The organism is Streptomyces sp. NPDC091682, assembly GCF_044756625.1.
In the GTDB taxonomy this organism is placed as follows: domain Bacteria; phylum Actinomycetota; class Actinomycetes; order Streptomycetales; family Streptomycetaceae; genus Streptomyces.
This window is the reverse complement of record NZ_JBIVTH010000027.1, coordinates 20,677-39,797: the sequence shown is the minus strand read 5'-3', so window position 1 is coordinate 39,797 and position 19,121 is coordinate 20,677. Positions and strand designations below refer to the sequence as shown.

Annotated in this window: 17 protein-coding genes; 7 read left to right on the top strand and 10 right to left on the bottom strand. The window is 71.0% G+C overall.

Features of this window, described 5'->3' with window-relative positions:
* Positions 1-3: 3 nt before the first annotated feature.
* Together ACIQK6_RS37520 and ACIQK6_RS37515 are read right to left on the bottom strand one after the other, a co-directional pair.
* Complete coding sequence (locus ACIQK6_RS37520) at positions 4-1,161, bottom strand: acyl-CoA dehydrogenase (RefSeq protein ID WP_329100849.1); 1,158 nt, start codon at positions 1,159-1,161, stop codon at positions 4-6.
* On the bottom strand, positions 1,161-2,366 hold the full coding sequence (locus ACIQK6_RS37515; protein WP_329100847.1) for an amidohydrolase family protein: 1,206 nt from the start codon (positions 2,364-2,366) through the stop codon (positions 1,161-1,163). Before ACIQK6_RS37515 ends, ACIQK6_RS37520 begins: the two co-directional genes overlap by 1 nt.
* Before the next feature lie 133 nt (positions 2,367-2,499).
* On the opposite strand from ACIQK6_RS37515, the gene ACIQK6_RS37510 reads away from it, so the two are divergent.
* A complete protein-coding gene (locus ACIQK6_RS37510; protein ID WP_402696928.1) occupies positions 2,500-4,065 on the top strand; it encodes an AMP-binding protein in 1,566 nt (521 codons plus the stop codon).
* Positions 4,066-4,644: 579 nt separating this feature from the next.
* Here ACIQK6_RS37510 and ACIQK6_RS37505 read toward each other — a convergent pair.
* Both ACIQK6_RS37505 and ACIQK6_RS37500 read right to left on the bottom strand, forming a co-directional pair.
* Complete coding sequence (locus tag ACIQK6_RS37505; protein ID WP_329100844.1) at positions 4,645-5,010, bottom strand: hypothetical protein; 366 nt, start codon at positions 5,008-5,010, stop codon at positions 4,645-4,647.
* Positions 5,011-5,024: 14 nt separating this feature from the next.
* Complete coding sequence (locus tag ACIQK6_RS37500) at positions 5,025-6,278, bottom strand: helix-turn-helix transcriptional regulator (RefSeq protein WP_402696967.1); 1,254 nt, start codon at positions 6,276-6,278, stop codon at positions 5,025-5,027.
* A 575-nt stretch (positions 6,279-6,853) separates the two neighbouring features.
* Between ACIQK6_RS37500 and tgmA the strand changes: the two genes are divergently transcribed.
* The 3 genes from tgmA to tgmC are packed head-to-tail and all read left to right on the top strand — an operon-like array spanning position 6,854 to position 9,197.
* Complete coding sequence (tgmA, locus tag ACIQK6_RS37495) at positions 6,854-7,120, top strand: putative ATP-grasp-modified RiPP (protein ID WP_402696966.1); 267 nt, start codon at positions 6,854-6,856, stop codon at positions 7,118-7,120.
* A gap of 17 nt (positions 7,121-7,137) precedes the next feature.
* On the top strand, positions 7,138-8,070 hold the full coding sequence (gene tgmB, locus ACIQK6_RS37490) for an ATP-grasp ribosomal peptide maturase (protein WP_402696965.1): 933 nt from the start codon (positions 7,138-7,140) through the stop codon (positions 8,068-8,070).
* Positions 8,067-9,197 (top strand): ATP-grasp peptide maturase system methyltransferase, encoded by a 1,131-nt coding sequence (tgmC, locus tag ACIQK6_RS37485; RefSeq protein WP_329100838.1) that lies wholly within the window; start codon positions 8,067-8,069, stop codon positions 9,195-9,197. Before tgmB ends, tgmC begins: the two co-directional genes overlap by 4 nt.
* A 517-nt stretch (positions 9,198-9,714) precedes the next feature.
* On the opposite strand, the gene ACIQK6_RS37480 is transcribed toward tgmC, so the two are convergent.
* Both ACIQK6_RS37480 and ACIQK6_RS37475 read right to left on the bottom strand, forming a co-directional pair.
* On the bottom strand, positions 9,715-10,968 hold the full coding sequence (locus ACIQK6_RS37480; RefSeq protein ID WP_402696926.1) for a zf-HC2 domain-containing protein: 1,254 nt from the start codon (positions 10,966-10,968) through the stop codon (positions 9,715-9,717).
* Entirely contained in the window at positions 10,965-11,528 is a 564-nt protein-coding gene (locus ACIQK6_RS37475; RefSeq protein WP_329100834.1) for a sigma-70 family RNA polymerase sigma factor, read from the bottom strand. Before ACIQK6_RS37475 ends, ACIQK6_RS37480 begins: the two co-directional genes overlap by 4 nt.
* Positions 11,529-11,829: 301 nt before the next feature.
* Between ACIQK6_RS37475 and ACIQK6_RS37470 the strand changes: the two genes are divergently transcribed.
* Complete coding sequence (locus ACIQK6_RS37470; protein ID WP_329100832.1) at positions 11,830-12,348, top strand: EF-hand domain-containing protein; 519 nt, start codon at positions 11,830-11,832, stop codon at positions 12,346-12,348.
* A 147-nt stretch (positions 12,349-12,495) separates the two neighbouring features.
* On the opposite strand, the gene purU is transcribed toward ACIQK6_RS37470, so the two are convergent.
* Complete coding sequence (gene purU / locus ACIQK6_RS37465) at positions 12,496-13,374, bottom strand: formyltetrahydrofolate deformylase (protein ID WP_329100831.1); 879 nt, start codon at positions 13,372-13,374, stop codon at positions 12,496-12,498.
* A gap of 14 nt (positions 13,375-13,388) precedes the next feature.
* Positions 13,389-13,835 (bottom strand): hypothetical protein, encoded by a 447-nt coding sequence (locus ACIQK6_RS37460; protein WP_329107835.1) that lies wholly within the window; start codon positions 13,833-13,835, stop codon positions 13,389-13,391.
* A gap of 195 nt (positions 13,836-14,030) precedes the next feature.
* Here ACIQK6_RS37460 and ACIQK6_RS37455 point away from each other — a divergent pair, with 195 nt between their 5' ends.
* On the top strand, positions 14,031-15,320 hold the full coding sequence (locus ACIQK6_RS37455; RefSeq protein WP_402696923.1) for an ABC transporter substrate-binding protein: 1,290 nt from the start codon (positions 14,031-14,033) through the stop codon (positions 15,318-15,320).
* A 14-nt stretch (positions 15,321-15,334) separates the two neighbouring features.
* On the opposite strand, the gene ACIQK6_RS37450 is transcribed toward ACIQK6_RS37455, so the two are convergent.
* The gene (locus ACIQK6_RS37450) at positions 15,335-16,681 is read right to left on the bottom strand and encodes a hypothetical protein (RefSeq protein WP_402696921.1); all 1,347 of its coding nucleotides are present in this window, start codon (positions 16,679-16,681) and stop codon (positions 15,335-15,337) included.
* 129 nt (positions 16,682-16,810) lie between these two features.
* Positions 16,811-18,190 carry a transcriptional regulator gene (locus ACIQK6_RS37445; protein ID WP_329100825.1) on the bottom strand — a complete coding sequence of 460 codons (1,380 nt, stop codon included), beginning with the start codon at positions 18,188-18,190 and terminating at the stop codon, positions 16,811-16,813.
* A 222-nt stretch (positions 18,191-18,412) separates the two neighbouring features.
* Between ACIQK6_RS37445 and ACIQK6_RS37440 the strand changes: the two genes are divergently transcribed.
* Positions 18,413-19,093 carry a bifunctional DNA primase/polymerase gene (locus ACIQK6_RS37440; protein WP_329107832.1) on the top strand — a complete coding sequence of 227 codons (681 nt, stop codon included), beginning with the start codon at positions 18,413-18,415 and terminating at the stop codon, positions 19,091-19,093.
* The last annotated feature ends 28 nt before the right edge of the window (positions 19,094-19,121 follow it).

Sequence of the window (19,121 nt, the reverse complement as noted above, 5' to 3'; positions counted from 1 at the left end):
CCCTCACCGGCCCTTCGGGAGGCCGAGGATCCGCTCGGCGACGATGTTCCGCTGGATCTGGGAGGTGCCCGCCGCGATCGTGTACGAGAGGGACGAGAGCCGGTCCAGGGTCCACTCCTCCTCCAGGGACAGGGACCGGGCCCCCAGGACCTCCGCCGCCGTGTCGTACAGCTCCTGGCGGGCATGCGAGTAGGCGAGCTTGAAGACGGAACCGCCGATGCCGGGGACCCCGCCCGCCGACCGCTCGGCCTCGCTGACGTTCCACTGGGTGAGCCGCCACAGCGCGCCGAACTCCCCGTACAGCCGCCCCAGCCTGCGCCGCAGCACCGGGTCGTCCCACCGGCCGTTGGCCTTCGCCGTCCGGGCCAGTTCCCCCAGGGTCCGGCGGCAGGCGACGACCTCGCCGACGAAGGCGGTGCCGCGCTCGAAGGACAGCGTGACCATGGTGACCCGCCAGCCGTCGTTCTCCGCGCCGACCCGGTTGGCCACCGGGACCCGCACCTCGTCGAGGAACACCTGCGCGAACTCCGCCGACCCGGCGAGCGTGCGCAGCGGCCGTACGCTCACCCCCGGCGCGTCCATCGGCAGGGCCAGCCAGGAGATCCCCCGGTGTTTGGGCGCCCCGGGATCGGTGCGCACCAGCAGCTCGCACCAGTCGGCGACCTCCGCGTGCGAGGTCCAGATCTTCGACCCGCTGATCACGTAGTCGTCGCCGTCGCGCACGGCCCGCGTCCGCAGGGAGGCCAGGTCGGAGCCCGCGTCCGGCTCGCTGAACCCCTGGCACCACACCTCGTCGCCGCGCAGCACGGGCGGCAGCCAGCGCGCCCGCTGCTGCGCCGTGCCCTCGGCGGCGATCGTCGGGCCGGCGTGCAGCAGCCCGACGAAGTTCGCGCCGACGTACGGGGCGCCGGCACGCTCGGTCTCCTCCAGGAAGATCAGGTGCTGGGTCGGGGTGGCCCCGCGGCCGCCCGCGTCCACCGGCCAGTGCAGGCCCGCGTACCCGGCCTCGTACAGCCGGCGCTGCCAGCCCAGGTCGTACGCGCGCCGGCCCGGCCAGTCGTCGGGGGACGGTCTGGCGGGCAGTTCGGGGAGCACCTTGGCGAGCCAGGCGCGCAGCCGGGCCCGGAAGTCCTGCTCCTCCTCGGTGTAGGTCAGGTCCATCAGCGGCGGCTCTTGTCCAGGTCGAGGCCGAGCATGCGGATGGCGTTGCCGCGCATCAGCTTGTAGACCGTCTCGTCGTCCAGGCCCTTCACGTGGTCGAGGGCGACCTCCTTGGTGTGCGGGAAGGTCGAGTCCACGTGCGGGTAGTCGGTCTCGAAGGTCGCGTTGTCGCGGCCGACGACGTCGAGGGCGGCGATCCCGTGCTTGTCGCGGAAGAAACAGCAGAACATCTGCCGGTAGTAGTACGTGGACGGCGGCTCGGGGATCAGGTCGCGGACGCCGCCCCAGGCCCGGTGCTCCTGCCAGACGTCGTCGGCGCGTTCCAGGGCGTAGGGGATCCAGCCCATCTGGCCCTCGCTGTAGGCGAGCTTGAGCGTCGGGAACTTCACCAGGACGCCGCTGAAGAGGAAGTCCATCATCGAGGCCATCGCGTTGTTGAAGCTGAGCGAGGCCTGGACGGCGGGGGGTGCGTCGGGGGAGGCGGCGGGCATCTGGGAGCTGGACCCGATGTGCATGTTGACCACCGTGCCGGTCTCCTGGCAGACGGCGAAGAAGGGGTCCCAGTAGCCGGAGTGGATGGAGGGGAGCCCGAGGTAGGTGGGGATCTCGGAGAAGGTCACGGCCTTCACCCCGCGGGCCGCATTGCGCCGGATCTCGGCGACGGCGAGGTCGATGTCCCAGAGCGGAATGATGCACAGCGGGATGAGCCGGCCGCCGCTGTCGCCGCACCATTCCTCGACCATCCAGTCGTTGTAGGCGCGCACGCAGGCGAGGGCGACCTCCTTGTCGTGGGCCTCTGCGAAGGTCTGGCCGCAGAAGCGCGGGAAGGTCGGGAAGCAGAGCGAGGCCTCGACGTGGTTGAGGTCCATGTCGGCGAGGCGCGCCGCGGGGTCCCAGCAGCCCCGGCGCATCTCCTCGCGGGTAATGCCCTCCAGGGTCATGTCGTCGCGGTCGAAGCCGACGGCGGCGATGTTGCGCTTGTACGGGAACTTCAGGTCCTCGTAGATCCACCAGTCGGTCGGCGGGCCGTCGGGGTCCATGGTGATGACGTACTTGCCGCCGGTGTAGGCGAGTTCGCCGATGCCGGCGGTGAGCGCCTTGGGGCCGCGGTCGCGGTACTTGGCGGGCAGCCAGACGTCGAACAGGTGCGCGGGCTCGATCACGTGGTCGTCGACGCTGATGATCCGAGGCAGTCCCAGTTCCATAGCAGTCTCCCCAATTCACCGATCTGATGGATCGTCAGAAACAAGCTAGCCCCGCCACCCCTGGACCGACAAGCATCGGCGCCCTACGCTCTGCGGTTGATCTGACTATCCGTCAGCTATGGGGAGGTCTGGGATGACGGACACCGCGACCGCGACAGAACTGAGCCGCTCCCGCACCCTGTGGGAGCTGGTCTCCCGCCGGGCCGCACTGACCCCCGACGCCCCCGTCCTGATCGAGGCGGCCGAGGACCGGTCCGAGGACCGGTCCGACGACCGCCGACTCACCTTCGGCGAGCTGCACGACCGCTGCGAACGCGTCGCCGCCGGCCTCCACGCCATGGGGGTGCGCCCCGGCACGGTCGTCGCCTGGCAGCTCCCCACCCGCATCGAAACGGTGCTGCTCTCCGTCGCCCTCGCCCGCATCGGCGCCGTCCAGACCCCGGTCATCCCCTTCTACCGGGACCGCGAGGTCGGCTTCGCCCTCCGCGAGTCCAAGGCCGAGCACTTCGCCGTCCCGGGAACCTGGCGCGGCTTCGACCACACCGCCATGGCCGCCCGCCTCGGCGCGCGCGGCACCTTCGAGGCCTACGCGGACCTCCCCGACGGCGACCCGGCCGTACTCCCCGCGCCACCCGCCACCGGCACCGACGTCCGCTGGATCTACTGGACCTCCGGCACCACCTCCGACCCCAAGGGCGTCCTGCACACCGACCGCTCCCTGATCGCGGGCGGCTCCTGCCTGGCCCACGCCCTCCACCTGGGCCCGTCCGACGTCGGCTCCATGGCCTTCCCGTACGCGCACATAGGCGGCCCGGACTACCTGGTGATGCTCCTCCTGTACGGCTTCCCCGCCGTGCTCTTCGAGAAGTTCGCGCTGCCGGACGCCCTGGCCGGCTACCGCCGCCACGGGGTCACCGTGGCGGGCGGCTCCACCGCCTTCTACTCCATGTTCCTGACCGAGCAGCGCAAGGCCCCGGACGTCCCGCTGATCCCCACCCTGCGCCTCCTGGCGGGCGGCGGCGCCCCCAAGCCGCCGGAGATCTACCACGCGGTCGTACGGGAGCTGCGCTGCCAGCTGACCCACGGCTACGGCATGACCGAGGTCCCGATGATCACCATGGGCTCCCCGGACGACACCGCCGAGCACCTCGCCACCACCGAGGGCCGCCCCCCGGAGGGCATGTCCATCCGCATCACCGCCCCGAACGGCACCGAGCTGCCGCCGGACACGGACGGCGAAGTACGGCTGCGCGGCGAGGCGGTCTGCCGGGGCTACCTGAACGGCGACGACCCGGCCGGGGCCTTCGACCCCGACGGCTACCTGATCACGGGCGACCTCGGCCACCTCACGCAGGACGGCTACCTGGTCCTCACCGGCCGCAGCAAGGACGTCATCATCCGCAAGGGCGAGAACGTCTCGGCGAAGGAGATCGAAGACCTCCTCCACCAGCTCCCCGGCATCACGGACGTGGCGGTCATCGGCCTCCCGGACCCGACCCGCGGCGAACGCGTCTGCGCAGTGGTCGAACAACCCCCGGGAGCGGCCCCCCTGACCCTCCCCCAGCTGACCGCCCACCTGCGCGCCCAAGGCCTGGCCCCCCACAAGCTCCCGGAACGACTGGAACTCCTGGAGGCCCTCCCCCGCAACGAGACCCTGCGCAAGGTCCTGAAGTACAAGCTCAGGGAGCGGTACGCGTAGGGGTCGGGCCGGTACGGGTGCCACGGTGCCCGGGGCCTTCACCCCCGCGGCCCCGCCACCCCGGGTCGGCGGCTGCCCACCCGCCCCCGAGGTGCAGCGGGGTCGGAGCGCGGCGGAAACCGATGGGCGTGGAGAGAGAAGTACGGCGGGGTGCTGGGGGCGGGTCTGCGCTGGGCGGCATCAGGGACGTGCTGGGGGTTTCCCGTCAGTCCCATCGTCCTTCCGGGTCGTGCCGGTCCCTCAAGGGCGCTCCTCCTTCGTCGTCGCGTCGCTTCGCGATGGCCTGCGGCCACCCTTGACCGACCGTCCCGCCCCGGAGATACGAGGACAGCCGGGAACCCCCCAGAGGAACGGGCCGGGGGATCCTTTCCAGGGACGGGGCGTCGGATACGCCCATGCCTGTCCAGCGTGAAGGACGAGCAGGAGACGGGCCCCATCAGAGCGGCAGGCCGTGTCGGGGGAAGCGCGTCCCATCGCTACGCGCTCCCGACGTCCCAGCGTCCGACGACCGTCCGGGGCTGGACACAGGCCGCCTCAGATCGCTACGCGCTTCTCGATCACGCGTCTGCGAGCGTCACATCAGGTGGCGGCTTCCTCGATGGCCTCGAAGATGTCGGCGTCAGTCTCCTGCTGCCAGGACGGCAGGTCTGGCCAATCAGCCACGTAGCCCGGCTTCGGGTCCTCGAAGTGCTTGAACATCTGGGCCGTCCAGCACGTCGCGACAAACCGGCTCTTCTGCTCACGGGACAACCTCGACGTGTGGCCACCGCTGATCTCGATGAACTGCCGGACCTGGTCGTACACCGAACCTGCGGCCTCGCGCTCCCAATCCGGGGTTTCCTCCCACGGAGTGACGTAGCCGGCCTTCGGCTCTCCCGGGTAGTGCTGGCGCACTCCCCCGATCCAGGCCTCACGGAACAGTCGTGCACCCTCGGTCTGCAACATGCCTACCCCTCTCGTCACGGCGTGCTCAGTGCGGCGATCTCCGCCCCCAGCTCCGCTACGCGGTGGTCTCGACTCAAGGGACCGAACTCGGCGCACAGGGCTTGGAGTCTACGGGCGACGTATCCGGATGATGAGGCTCGGGCCAGGCTCACGGCTTCCTGCCCGTACGCCAGAACCTGGTCTGGATCACGCCGCTTCGCTCCAATGGCAGCCAGGCTGGTCAGCACTGTGCTCCGGCGCCGATACGACTGCCCCGAGGCGAGCGCCGTCTGCGCCAATGCTGTCTTCAACGTCACTTCCGCCAGGTCCAGACGGCCGAGCTGCACGTAGCGGGCTCCCCGCTCCTCGGCCAGGCGGGTGCCGTCGAAGCGGAGCCATCCACCGTTCGTGCTGCCAGCGGTAAGGTCCCTGACCTTCTCGGCCTGGTCCAGGGCGCGTTCGCACGCGGTGAGGTCCCCGAGACCCGCATACGTCTCCGCTTGGACAGACGCGACCCAATGCCGTGTCGAAAGGGCGTTGTCCCCTCGACCGGCCAGCCGTTCGGCCGCGCCCAGCACCTGCGCCGCCTGGCGGTAGCGCCGCTCGGACATGTCCACGTAGGCGTGGCGTACAAGGGCGCAGGCCCACAGGTCGTACGCGCCCGCGTCCTTACTGACCGAGGCAGCGAGCGAGTACGAGGCTGCGGCGTCGGTGTACCGGTCCCCGTCGAAGGCGACTTCACCGGCCAGCTGGAAGAGGTCGGCCGCTGCGCTCAAGAGAGGCCGGGAGCTGCCTCGGCTGGCGGCCAGCGCTTCGTTCAGAGTCGTCAGCTGGTCACGGATGACGGGGTAGACCGAGCCTTTCGAACGCGCCAATTGGTAGACCTGCCACAGGTGGCCGTTCATCCGCTCGAAGTCGGCAGGCACCCCCCTCAGCACCCCATCGGTGAGGGCCTCGGCCTCGTCGACCGGCAGGGCCGTCAGGGCCCCGCTGACCGTGAGGATGCGGAGGAATTCGCGGCGGATCATTTCGTCGGGGGCTCCCGCGCTCGAGTGGTCACTGGACTGCCGCCCTGTGGCCTCCTGCCCTGCGGCTCGTAGCTCTGCCAGGAGGACATCAAGCTCTTGGAGGCTGACTTCGAGGGCACTGGCCAAGCCTCGCCGCTGGGGTGGCTGCGGTTCGATCCTGCCGCTCTCCCAGCGCCCGACCGTCGTACGGTCCACGCCGAGCAGCCCGGCCAATTTCTCCTGACTGTAGCCCAGGGTCTTGCGTCGTTCAGCTAATCCCATAACGACCTCTTTCCGCGGCCTCGAAGCCTGCGGCACCCGTGCACGGATCTGCTCCAAGAATGCGGCATGCATGCCGTGGATCCCCTCGACTGCCACCGGTTCTATGGGAGTTGTCGCGAACCGATCGGGCATGACGCAGCGAAGGGTGCCGATATGGCAACACAGACTGGCACAGAGGAACACGTCCGCGAACCACACTCGCGTACTCGCGAACTCACGGCGGAGCCTTGCCCCCTCATGACGCTTCGCGTGTCCCGCGACTCAGGTCGTACGTGGACTCAGACGACCCATGTCCAGGCGGGTGACTCGTACGTCATCCTCTCGGACCCGGGCCGCTACCCGCCGTGCGAGTGCCCGCGCTGTGGTGACCAGCGGGGATCTGCCTGTGCACAGGGTCTGCACCCCGCGGGTTGAAGCCAGCACGTCCTCAAGACGCGCGCACAGCGCGTCGCCTCCCGATGACCTCGGTGCGGCAGGCACGTTCCCGGCCCCGTCCTCACGACGGTGTCCAGACATGAAGGAGAAGACAGGTGTTCAGTCACGCCGACCGCGTACCCACCAGTGACGCCTTGCCCATGGGACATGTCACGTCCGTCCCATGGGGCGTTCAGCGGATGGCTCCCTACCCTGCCGTGGCACCCGAATACCGGCACGTCGAGATCGACGCGCACACCCAGACCGCCCGCTACTACGGTGCCGATGGCGAGCCGATGATGATTCCCGAGCACGGGACCAGCACCGGCACCAACCCGGCGACCAACACCGGAAACCCGTCCGACGGCAGCAGCGGCGGCGGTTCGGGCGGCGGGGACCAGGACACCGGGAACGACAACGACCAGTGAGCCACTCCGGCCCGGTGATGGTCGTCACCATGAAGGACGACCCCACGGCCGACCTGGTGATCCGCGAGCTGCACGACCGGGGCGTACCGGTCGTGCGGCTCGACTCCGGGGACTTCCCCGCCACCTTGTCGTTCGCGGCATACGTCACGCCTGAGGGCATCGAGGGGTCCTTGACCACCCCGACCCGGACCGTGGACCTGACACGAATCCGGTCCCTCTACTACCGGCGACCGTCAGGATTCGCCTTCCCCCACCTGCCCGAGCATGACGCCCGGTTCGCGCTCACCCAAGCGCGGTACGGGCTCGGCGGCGTCATCGCCTCCTTGCCGCGCTGCCTGTACGTCAACCACCCGCACCGCATCGGCGACGCCGAGTTCAAGCCTTCCGGCCTCGCAGCCGCCGCCATCTCCGGTTTCGACGTCCCCGCCACGCTCATCACGTCCGACCCCGGCGCCGCCCGCACCTTCATCAAGGATCATCACGGGCCGGTGATCTACAAGCCTCTGTCGACGCCGCTGTACCGCATCGACGGCGTCTCCTGCACCGTCGAAGTGAACGAGGTGACGGACGACGAGATTGACGACCGAGTCTCCGGGACAGCTCACCTGTTCCAACACCTCGTACCCAAATCGGCCGACGTGCGGGTAACCGTGATCGGTGACCGCGTTTTCGCGGTTCGCATCGACTCCGACCTGTTGGACTGGCGGACCGACTACGACCGGCTCGGCTACAGCGTCGTACAGCCCCCGCCCCAAGTCACCGCGAGCCTGTTTCGATACCTGTCGCTGTTCGGGCTGGTCTTCGGAGCTTTCGACTTCGCAATCGACCAGACGGGGACATGGTGGTTCCTTGAATGCAATCCCTCCGGACAGTGGGCGTGGCTGGAGCCCGAGACCGGATTGCCCATGGTCGCAGCCATGGCTGATCTCTTGGAAAGGAACGGCACGTGAACGACCAGGCGCAGAAGCTGCGATTGCAGCTTGCCAAGCAGCTCGCCGACGCCGGTCACCTGCGCACGGACCCGTGGCGCCGAGCAGCCGAGGCCGTGCCGCGTCACGAGTTCCTGCGGGGCGGATACTTCGAACGCAGCGACGTGCCGGGCCGCCCCACGGCCTGGACACCCGTCATGCCTGAGAGTCCGGCATGGCTGGAGGCCTGCTACACGGACGACTCTCTGGTCACGCAGATCGCGGGCACCATCGTGCCTGGTGACCTGCGTGGGGAGATCACGCGCCTGCCCACGTCGTCCAGCACCCTGCCGTCCTTGGTCGTGCGGATGCTCGAAGAGCTCCGGATCGAGGACGGACACCGTCTGCTCCTCGTCGGCCTCGGAACCGGATACTCCAGTGGCCTGGCCTGCCACCGCCTCGGCGACGATCGCGTAACCGCCGTGGAGATCGATGCAGACGTCGCCGCGCGTGCCCGAAGCGCGCTCGGCCGCTGCGACTACGCGCCTACGGTGGTCGTCGGCGACGGTCTCGCCGGGTGGAGGGACGGCGGCCCCTACGACCGGATCGTCGCCTACTGCGGAACGGTCACCGTTCCCTACGAGTGGGTGGAACAGACGCTGCCCGGCGGAGTCATCCTGGCCACCGTAGGTGGGTGGATGTACTCCTCCGAACTCGCTCGCCTCACAGCCTCCGGGGACGGCACCGCCACAGGTCGGTTGCTCGACGGCCGCAACTCGTTCATGCTCGCCCGCCCACAGACGCCCCCACCCATCGGGCTCCTCCCCGACCTCGATCAAGCCGACGAACAGCCCACAGAGCTTGCCGCCCCCGTACTCGACGACTGGGACACCCGGTTCGTCGCCCAGCTTGCCGCTCCCCGTGCTCAGCGCATGACCTTGAACCGCAACGGCGGCACAGAACACGTGCTCCTCGACGTCGAGGCGGGAGCATGGGCGGTACTGCGACAAGACGGCAGCAGGTGGCTGGTACGCCAGGGTGGGCCGGACGAATTGTGGGACCGGATCACAGACCACGTCACCCGCTGGCGCCACGACGGATCGCCCACTCTCGACCGGTTCGACATCACGGTCACGCCTGAAGGGCAGACGATCACATGGCGGCGCTGATCGCCCACTCTGTGCCCCAGACGGATCGCAGCCGCGTGATCGAGAAGCGCGTAGCGATCTGGGGCGGCTCATGTCCGGCCCCTGACGGCTCGCGGACGCCGTCGGGCAGGAGCGCGTAGCGATGTGGGGCGCTCCTGGCTCCCGCCCGGGCTCCTCCGACGTCCCGATGGTCTCTTGACGCCCGGCCCGTTCCTTCGGGGGGTTCCCGGCTGTCCTCGTATCTCCGGGGCGGGACGGTCGGTCAAGGGTGGCCGCAGGCCATCGCGAAGCGACGCGACGACGAAGGAGGAGCGCCCTTGAGGGACCGGCACGACCCGGAAGGACGATGGGACTGACGGGAAACCCCCAGCACGTCCCTGATGCCGCCCAGCACGGATACCGCTCCCGAATCCCCGCCGCACCTCCCCGGCCCCGCCGCGCCGCGGGGGCGGGGGCCGCGGGGGCGGGGGCCCCGCGCGCAGTGATACCCGTACATGCGCCGGCCCCGCGCCCGCGCCCCGCTCCCCCGCCCCGACCCCTACAGCCTGCTCAGTGACGCCGCCGCGAACAGGACGTCGCGGATCGCCTCGCGGTCACCGTGCTGGCCCACCGCCGCCTCCTCCGGGGAGATGTGCCCGGCTGCCAGCTGACAGAACTCGATCCCGTCCAGGGCGATCTCCGCCACCGTGCGTTCCGGCGACGGCTTCGCCCCCGGCGAGTCCAGCGCGATGTCCCAGCCGCCACCGCCCGAGCCCTCGATCTCCAGGTGCAAGGTCCGCCCGGGCGCGCCCGCCGCGACCAGGCCCCGCGCCGGAGCCGCCAGACCGGCCCGTCTGCGCTGCGCCAACGCGCCCGGCAGGAGCCGCGCCGCCAGGTCGATCATCCCGTGCAGGTGCGGGCCGGCCGGCGGCTCGTACGGGTAGTCCACCGCCTCCGCGATGTCCCACGCGTGCACCCAGCACTCGAAGGCCCGTTCCAAGAACGCGTCCCCGAGCGGCAGCGCGAAGCCGCCGTAGTCCACCGCCAGCTCCGCGACTCCCCGGCCGGCGAAGGAGACCGTACGCACCAGCGTGTGGCCCTGCTCCCGCCACGGGTCGCGGACCTGCCGCGTGACCGGGTGCGGGGTCGCACCCCAGAAGTGCTCCGTCCGCACGGTCGGCCCGCCCTTCGGCGCGTCCGGACCCAGCGGGTCGTCGAGCCCCAGCGCCGAAGCGACCAGTCCGTCCACCGTCAGCAGATGGCCGATCACCCCTGCCACCGTGGTCCGCTGCGACCGCAGCCGCTCCTCCTCGAACCACTTGAGCCGCACCGGGGTGTGCCACTCCGAGTCCCCGAAGTCCTGGAGCAGCGCGTCGAGCCGCGCGGTCTCGGTGTCGTACGGGCTCGCCCACACCGGCACCGGGATGCGGGCCGGCCGCTTGCCCAAGCAGTCCTCCAGGACGCGCGAGCGCAGCAGCGGTTTCAGGTCGAGGCTCTCCTCCGGGTGCAACAGCCCCACCGCGTCGCGCAGCCGCAGCGCCTCTTCCGCGCAGGGCGCGCACTCGGTGAGGTGGTCCTCCACCGCCTGGGTCTCCTCGGCCGAGCAGGCCGCCAATGCCCATGCCCCGAGCAGGGACTTCAGCACGGCGTGCGAGGGCGGGGGCGGCACCTCGACCGGCGGCGGCAGCGGCGGCAGCGCCCGCGGCGCGTGCCCCGGGTCGAGGTCGTCCGCAGCCCCGCGCGGACCCGGTATCCGCGCCCGACCGCCGGGACGCTCGTATCCGTCATCGGGCGGCTGGGGAGGGCCGTTCATCGGGGCGTTCCATATCCGGACTGGGCGCTCTCCTCCTGCGGGAGGGCGTTGGCGGTCGACAGCAACTGCAGTCCGAGCCGCAGCCTGCGCCGCGCCTCGTCCTCGCTGATCTGCAGGTCGGCGGCGGCCTGCCGGTAGTCCCGCCGCTTGAAGTACGCGAGTTCCAGCGCGGCGCGCAGCGGCGCGGGCATCGAGGTGACGATGTAGTCGGCGCGCGCGGCCGCATTGGCGGTGCGCACCTTCTGCTCCAGCTCCTCGCGCGAGCCGCGGCCCAGTTCGGCCTGGCGCAGCCGGGCCACCGCCTGGCCCTGGGTGATCCGGGCGACCCAGGAGCGCATGGAACCCTGCTTGGGGTCGTAGGCGTCCGGGTTCTCCCAGATGTAGCCGAAGACCTCTCTGGTGATCCGGTCCGCCGCCTTCTCGTCGCCCAGCACCCGGTGCGCCAGGCTGTGCACGAGTGAGGCGAAGCGGTCGTACAGCTCCCCGAGCGCGGCGGCCTCGCCACGGGCGAGCCGCTGCTGCATGCGGCGGTCCCAGCGCGGTGGTGCGTCCTTCGGCATGAATGCCCCCAGCCGTGTGTCGACTCAACGAATGTAGTGGGCACATGGCGGATCGCGCCTGTTTTGGAAGAACCTCTCCCCGGAAGTGCGCCCTGCGTGATAGGGGCGTGGCAGGGCGTGAACGGTGGTACGTCCGACGGCACATGGGGACAGGTGTACGCGCCCCACCGCGCTCCCCGTGCGCGGGTTCGATGCGGCCGCCTCCTTGACCGCTTCGCTTAACGTGCAGGCCGCATAGGGCTTACGCTCCTGCCTTGTCTTGATCTGAACCCCACTGCACATGTGAAGGCGGAACGCCGAAATGGACAGCGCAGAATACGAGCGCAAGATCGCCGCCCGATTCGCCACCTTCGACCAGGACGGGTCCGGGTACATCGACCGGGAGGACTTCAGCGCTGCCGCGAAGTCCGTCCTGGCCGAATTCGGTACCACCGCCCGGTCGGACAAGGGCCAGGCCGTCTTCGCGGGCGCCGAGGCCTTCTGGCAGGGAATGGCCGGCATCGCAGACGTCGACGGGGACCAGCGGGTGTCCCGCGAGGAGTTCATCACCGGGGCCGCGAAGCGGCTGCGCGACAACCCGGAGCGGTTCGCGGAGATCGCGCGACCGTTCCTGCGGGCCGTGATCGCGGTGGCGGACGAGGACGGCGGCGGCACGACCCCGCCGAATGCCGCCCGGGTCCTGCGCGTCCTGGGCACCGCCCCGGAGCTGGCCACTCAGGTGGCCGCGGCCCTGGACGCGGACCACGACGGTCGCATCTCGGAGGACGAGATCCTGGCGGCCTTCGCGGGCTACTGCGGCGTGGAAGCCCCCGACGCGTAACGCCTGCGGCGCGCTCGGCAGGTGACGGCGGGGCCCCGGCCCCGCCTCACGCTCCCGCGGCCGGGGCCACAGGCCGCCGCGCTGGCCCCTGCGGCCCGGGGCGCCGCCCCGGACCCCGCGCCTCAAACGCCGGCGAGGCTGTCTCGGCTACCCGAAGACGACCGTCCGGGCGCCGTTGAGCAGCACGCGGTGCTCGCTGTGCCACTTCACCGCCCGTGCGAGCGCCTGGCACTCCACGTCCCGCCCGATCGCGACCAGCTGGTCCGGTGTCACCTCGTGGCCCACCCGCTCGACCTCCTGCTCGATGATCGGCCCCTCGTCGAGGTTCGCCGTCACGTAGTGCGCGGTCGCGCCGATCAGCTTCACACCGCGCGCGTGCGCCTGGTGGTACGGCTTGGCGCCCTTGAAGCTCGGCAGGAACGAGTGGTGGATGTTGATGATCCGCCCGCTCAGTTCCGTGCACAGGTTGTCGGACAGCACCTGCATGTAGCGCGCCAGGACCACCAGGTCGACGTTCTCGGCGCGCACCAGCTCCAGCAGCTGCGCCTCCGCCTCCGCCTTCGTGTCCTTGGTGACGGGGATGTGCACGAAGGGGATGTCGTAGGAGCCGACCAGTTCGGCGAAGTCGGTGTGGTTGGAGACCACGGCCGCGATCTCGACCGGCAGGGCACCGATGCTGGTACGGAACAGCAGGTCGTTCAGGCAGTGTCCGAACTTGGACACCATGAGGATGATCCGCATGCGCTCCTCGGAGCGGTGGATCTGCCAGTCCATCTTGAAAGAGTCGCCGATCGCGGCGAAGCTGGCGCGCAGCTTCTCGACCGTCACCGGGGGCTCGGCCTCGAAGTGCACCCGCATGAAGAAGAGCCCGGTCTCCCGGTCTCCGAACTGCTGGCTGTCCACGATGTTGCATCCGGTCATGAAGAGGTAACTCGACACGGCATGCACGATGCCCTGCTTGTCGGGGCAGGACATGGTCAGGACGTATTGGGGCTGGGCCTGGGCCTCGGTGTGCGGGTCGCTCATGACCGCACAGCCTTTCACACCGCGCGGGTGAGGATCTTCAACACATCGAGCGATGTCGGTCGCACGTCCGGGTCGTCACCGTCGGCCTCCGCCAGCCGCACGTGCGCCTCGCGCGCGGCACGTACCGCCTCGGGCCACGCGTGGTGCTCCAGGTAGGCGGAGACGGGGGCGTCGGGCCCGACCTGGTGGAGGATGCGGAGCACCCGCAGCACGGCGAGGTCGACGACGGCCGCCTCCTGCGAGTCGCGGAAGATCGTGCCGACGTACTTCTCGGCGGACCAACTGTCGAGCCAGGTGTCCTCGACGAGCCGGTACACGGCGTCGGTGATGTCGCCGTACGCCGCGTCGCCGGTCAGCCAGGTGTCCTCGTGGAAGACCGGATCGGAGAGCATGTGCAGCGCCGAGCGCACGTTGCTGCGCCAGCGCCACCACGGCATGTCATTGAGGGGCATGCCGCCCATGGTGGAGGAGCGGCCGCCGCGTCGGGAAGGGTTCTTCGAACCTTGGGCGAATGTCACGCTTTCGATCGTACGTTCCTGGTCAGTGCGATCTTGAGGCGCCCACGGGGACCACGCCCCCGCAATTCACCTGGGCGTCACCCGATGTTGTGTCCATCTCACTCGACAGTTACCGGTGGGGCGGAATGGTGCATGGACATGACCCTTTCGCGACGCGTCGCATCCCGCTCCCGCACCTTCGCGGCCACGGCCATGGGCGCGTGTCTCATCGCCGGGTGCGGGACGCTCCCCGGGGGCTCGGGGGGCTCCGGGGAAACCGTCACCGTCATGACCTTCGCCCCTGAAGACACCAAGGCGACCAACATGCCCGGAATGACCGGCATGGCCAAGGCGTACGAGCGCTACGTGAACTCCAAGGGTGGGATCAACGGGCGCAAACTCCGCGTATTGACCTGCAACGAGAAGAACACGCCCTCCGGCGCCGCCGACTGCGCCCGCAAGGCCGTCGCCGAGAAGGCCGTCGCCGTCGTCGGCTCCTACAGTCAGCACGGACGCGCCTTCATGGCCCCGCTGGAGGCGGAGAGCGTCCCCTTCATCGGCGGTTACGGAGTCTCCTCCGAGGAGTTCCAGTCCCCCCTGTCGTACCCGGTCAACGGCGGCCAGCCCGTCCTCATCGCCGGCGCCGGCCACCAGCTGAGCCGCGCCTGCAGCCAGGTCGCCCTGGTCCGCCCGGACACCCTCGCGGCCGACACCCTGCCGGTGCTGCTCAACGCCGGACTGCGGGCCAACAAGATGGCGGACGCCTCCGACATCCGGGCCGCCGAGGACTCCGCCGACTTCGGACCGCAGGCGCGCGAGGCCCTCGCGCACACCAGCGGCACCGGCAAGGACAAGGAAAAGGACAAGGGTTGCGTGACCGCCGTCCTCGGCGAGCGCACCGAGACGTTCTTCGACGCCTTCCGCCGGACCGACGCCCAGCGCAAGAAGCCGCAGATCTCCTCCGTCCTGGGCAGCGTCAGCCAGTCCCTGGTGGACCGCACGGGCGGCAAGGAGAGCCCCTTCGAGGGGGCGTACCTGACCAGCTGGTACCCGGTGGCCGCCGATCCCCTCTGGGAACCCATGCGGAAGGTGGTCACCGAGTTCGCCTTCGGCGACGACAACGTCGACCCCGACGACAGCGGGGCGCAGACCACCTGGATCGCCTACACCGTGCTCAGCGAGGTGCTGGGGCGCTTCAAGGAGGACGATCCCGTCACCAGCCGCAAGGTCAAGCGCGCGCTGAACGAGTCGCAGCCGGTCAGCACCGGAGGCCTGACCCCGAACCTGAGCTGGCGCTACCAGGACATGCGCGCCGTCGCCGGCTTCCCCCGCATCGTCAACGGCCGGGTCACCTTCCAGATCGTGCAGGCCGGGCGGCTCGTGGCGCAGCCCGGCGAGCAGTCCCTGGACATGACCCCGACCCTGGTGACGGCCCCGCCCATGGCCTGACCACCCGCATCGGCTCAGAGCTGGGACTTGTCCCGCTTGGTGAGGCCGTACTTGCCGGCGATCGCGTTCCACCCGGTCGCGGCGGACTCCTTGGCCCTGGTCGCCTCGCCGCTCGACCGGTTGCCCTCGGAGGCGTTCTTGGTGACCTTGGCCTTGCCGTCCTTGCACTTGTCGTCGTCCACGTCGTCGGCCCAGGCCGCGTAGCTGTTGTCGGCGTCCGCGGAAGACTGCCAGGCCTTGGTCAGCGACGCGGACAGCTTCGCGTGGTCCGGGAGCTGGTCCAGCTTCAGCTCCTGGAGTCGGGTGACGAGCTCCTCGCGCTGGCGGGCCGCGTCGCGCAGGTCGGCGGCCGCCTGGTCGAGGTTGTTGCAGCCCTTGATGTCCTCCACGGCCTTGATCACCGCGGCCCGGCTGTCGTTGCTGTCCGCGAGGAGCTTGTCCAGCTGGACGGCCTGCGGGCGGGCCGGGTCGACGGGGGCCTCGCCGCCGGGGGCCGCGGAGCCGCCGCTCGTGGTCGGGGTCCCGGCGACCGCGCCGGGGTCGTTGTTCTGCGGCTTGTCGTCGGCGAGCAGCGAACCGATGCCGAGCCCGGCGACGGCCAGGCCGATGACCACCGCGCCGATGATGACGGGCGAGACCTTGCGCGCGGGCTCCTGGGGCGGCGGGGGCGCCGCGTACTGCTGCTGCTGCTGCGGGTGCGGCTGCTGGTACTGGGGCTGCTGCTGCCGGTACTGGGGCTGCTGCGGGCGGGCCGGATGCGGGCGCGGCGGCGGCTGGCGCAGCACGGGCTCCTGGACGGGCGGCAGGTGCTGGGTCTGCCCGGGGGAGTCGTCGCCCCGGAAGAGCCCGTCAAAGCCTTCCACGCCGCGGTCGGCGGGGACCGGCGGTATGTACTGGGTCGCCGCCTCGCCGTGCGCGGGCGCCGCCGGGACGGGCGGGATGTACTGCGTCGCCGCCTCGTCATGGCCGGAGGCCGCCGGAACCGGCGGAATGTACTGCGTCGCCGCCTCGCCGTGCCCGGGCGCCGCCGGGACGGGCGGGATGTACTGCGTCGCCGCCTCGTCATGGCCGGGCGCCGCCGGGACGGGCGGGAGGTACTGCGTCGCCGCCTCGGGCAGCGGGGGGTAGCCGTAGCCGTGCGGATCCCCCGGCCCCTCGTAGCCGGGCCCCACCACGTGCCCCGGGGCGCCCTCCGCGCCGGGATAGGCCTGCGGATATCCGTACGCGGCCCCGGGCTGCACCTGCTGCTGCACCTGTTCCTGCGGCTGCGGCTGCTCCGGGTACGCCGGGTAGCCGGACGCCGGGTCCGGACCCCACGGGGCACCCGGCTGGGGGGCGCCCCCTTGTCCGCTCTGCGTCACCGGGACTCCTTCTCCGACTCGCCCGACCCTACGGAACCGTCAGGTCACGCTACCCCGTCACGCACCGCCACCGTGAGAGCACCCCGAACCCCGACCGGCCCCGACCGGCCCCGACCGGCAAGACGCGCCCTACGCCGTCACCTCCAGCCGCGCCGCGAACTCCCGCACCGCTGCCTCCTCCCGGTACGGCTCCAGCCGCGCCCGGAAGTCGTCCAGGTACTCCACGCCCCGGTTCGAGCGGAGCCCCTCCAACAGTTCCGCAGCCCGCGTCGCCGTCAGGCAGGCCTGTTCCACTTCCCGCTGCTGCACCTGCGCCGCCGCCAGCAGCAGCAGCCCGATGGCCCGGCGGCGCGCCTTGCCCGCCGGCAGGCCCCGTAGGGCCTCCTCCGCCCGCCTGGCCGCCGCGTCCGCCTGGCCCAGGTCGCGGTGGCAGTGCGCCAGCTCGTCCGCGAGGTACGCCGCGTCGAAGTGGCGGATCCACACCGGGTCGTCACCCGATTCCGGCTCCGCCCGCTCCAGCGCGCTCACCGCCCTCCCGGACAGCACCGCCGTCGCCCGGGCGTCCCCGAGCAGCGCGTGGCCGCGCGCCTCGGCCGCGTAGAACATGGCCTCGACCCGCGGGGTGACCTGCCCCCGCGTCCCCTCCTGGGCGGCCCGCGCCAACTGCGCGATCTCCCGCGGGTTGCCCAGTTCGGCGGCGAGGTGGCTCATGGACGCGGCGAGCACGTAGCCCCCGTACGCCCGGTCCCCCGCCGCCTGGGCGAGGCGCAGCGCCTGGATGTAGTACCGCTGCGCCAGCCCCGGCTGGCCCGTGTCCACCGCCATGTAGCCGGCGAGCTCGGTCAGCCGGGCCACCGAAGCGAACAGGGCCCGCCCGACGGGTTCCCGGTAGGAGCCCCCGATCAGCCCGGACACCACCGAGTTGAGGTAGTGCACGACCACCGGCCGGACGTGCCCGCTACCAAAGCGGTGGTCGAGGTCCTTGAGGGCCTCGGTGGTCGCCCGGACCGCCTCCACGTCCGGCATGCCCACCCGCGAGCCGCCGCTGCGGGCGACCTGGGTGTCGGCCCCGGTGATCAGCCAGTCGCGGCTCGGCTCCACGAGCGCGGAGGCGGCCACGCTGGAGCCCGCGAGGAAGTCGCGGCGGCCGACGTCGCTGCGCCACAGCTCGCAGACCTGCTCGATCGCGCCGATGACGGTCGGGGAGAACTGCAGGCCGACGCCGGAGGCGAGGTTCTTCCCGTTGGCCATGCCGATCTCGTCGATGGTGACGGTCCGGCCGAGCTTGCGCCCCAGCGCCTCGGCGATGATCCCGGGAGCCCGGCCGCGCGGCTGCTGGCCGCGCAGCCACCGGGCCACGGACGTCTTGTCGTAGCGGAGATCGAGGCCGTGTTCGGCCCCGCACATGTTCACGCGCCGAGCGAGCCCGGCGTTGGAGCACCCGGCTTCCTGAATGAGCGCCTGCAGCCGTTCGTTCGGCTGGCGGGCGACGAGAGGCCTGGCTGCCATGAAAACCCCCTGCTGACCGCGGGTGATCCGTTGGAATGATCACTTCCCGCCTGATGTGCGGAGAATCTTCCGCTCTGCGTCGTGTCGCTACCCAGTAACAGCGCCCCGGCCTCCTACGCGCCCCCACGCGTGCATCAGTGCGCCCCGTTTGCAGGATCGATGCTCCGCCCGCCGCCGGGTTTACGCCCGTAACCCCGGGTGACCCGAGAAGTTGTGATGGGCGTGGAAGAGACCATCGGAGTCACGGAGACCGCACCCATCCCCAAGCAGCGCGGCGAGCAGCTGCTGGACCATGCCGTGCGGTACGCGGAAGAACGGCACTGGGATGTCTTCGCCGGCACCTGGTTGGAGCCCGCGGACGGCCGCGAGCTGTGCTCCTGCGGGGCGGCGGACTGCCCGGCTCCCGGCGCGCACCCGACGGTGGAGGACTGGGCGGCACAGACCACCGGCAGCGCGGTGCAGGTCAGGCGGATCTGGGCGAAGCAACCGCAGGCCTCGATCCTGCTGCCGACCGGCCGCGCGTTCGACGCGCTGGACGTGCCCGAATCGGCCGGGTTCCTCGCGCTGGCACGGCTGGAGCGGATGGAGCGCACCCTCGGGCCGGTCACCCTCACGCCCGACCACCGGATGCTGTTCTTCGTCCTGCCGGGCGCCGGCGTCAAGGTGCCCGACCTGGTGCGCAAGCTGGGCTGGCCGGCCGCCACGATCGACCTGGTGGCTCGGGGCGAAGGCGAGTACGTCGCGGCGCCGCCCACCCGCTTCGGCGGCCGGGGCTCGGTCCAGTGGGCGCGGCGGCCCACGCCGGCGAACCGGTGGCTCCCGGACACGGAGGAGCTGATCGACGCACTGGCGTACGCGTGCGGCAGCGAGGCCGCGGCGGAACGCAGGCGCCGCCAGGGCTGACCCCCGAACTCACCCTCCGCACCTGCGA